Genomic DNA, 938 nt, shown 5'->3' with positions numbered 1-938 from the left:
GTGGCCGAGCCGCGCAGTGTGGTGGCGTCGATGCCGGCGCGTTCGATGGTCTCCCAGGCTGTTTCCAGGAGGATCCTCTGCTGCGGGTCCATGGCCAGCGCCTCACGCGGACTGATCCCGAAGAAGCCCGGGTCGAACCGGTCCACTCCGGCGACGAATCCTCCGTACCGGGTCGTGCTGCTGCCCACTCCGGTACCGCGGAACAGCGCGTCCATGTCCCAGCCCCGGTCGGTGGGGAACTCGGCCATGGCATCGATGCCGCCCGCGACCAGATTCCACAGCTCCTCGGGTGAGGCGACGCCGCCGGGGTAGCGGCAGGCCATCGCGACGAGCGCGATGGAATCGTCGTCCGCGGGTTCTCCGTGCCCGGCGACCGCCGGTGCCGCGGCGATGGCCGGCGCGGCGGCCGGGGTGGCCGTGGCGGCGAGCAGTTCGTGTATGTGTTCGGTCAGCTGGCGCGGGGTGGGGTGGTCGAAGACGACCGTGGCGGCCAGCTTGGTGCCGAGCGCGCCGGAAAGCCGGTTGCGCAGTTCGACCGAGGTGAGCGAGTCGAAGCCGGCCTCGCGGAACGTCCGGTTCACCTTGACCTCGGCGGCCGACGGAAGGGCCAGCACGCTTGCCATCTGGGTGGCGACCAGGTCGCCGAGCGCCTGCCGGGCCGCCTCCGGGGTCATCGTGCCGATCCGCTCGCGCAGCCCGGCGTCGTCGGCGGCCGGGGTGGCCGATACGGCGGCCGAGCGGCGGGTCGCCCGGACGAGACCGCGCAGCAGCACCGGCACGTCCTCGCCGGCGTTCACCCGGGCCCGTACCCCGCTCAGGTTCCATTGGGTGGCGGTGGGGGTGGGGTGGTGGGTGGTGAGGGCGTGGTCGAGGAGGGTGAGGGCGGTGGTGGGGGTCATGGGGGTGATGCCGGTGCGGGCGAGGCGGTTGTGGTGGGT

Annotated in this window: 1 protein-coding gene; it reads right to left on the bottom strand. The window is 72.9% G+C overall.

Annotated features, from left to right (window positions below; all coding sequences use genetic code 11):
- Positions 1 to 938, bottom strand: a 938-nt coding sequence (locus tag IEY61_RS30895) for an acyl carrier protein (RefSeq protein WP_268240709.1), incomplete at both ends; no start/stop codon positions are given.

Source organism: Micromonospora sonchi, assembly GCF_014646235.1.
In the GTDB taxonomy this organism is placed as follows: Bacteria; Actinomycetota; Actinomycetes; order Mycobacteriales; family Micromonosporaceae; genus Micromonospora; species Micromonospora sonchi.
The sequence above is the reverse complement of the archived record's forward strand: the minus strand, read 5'-3'. Positions and strand labels throughout refer to the sequence as shown.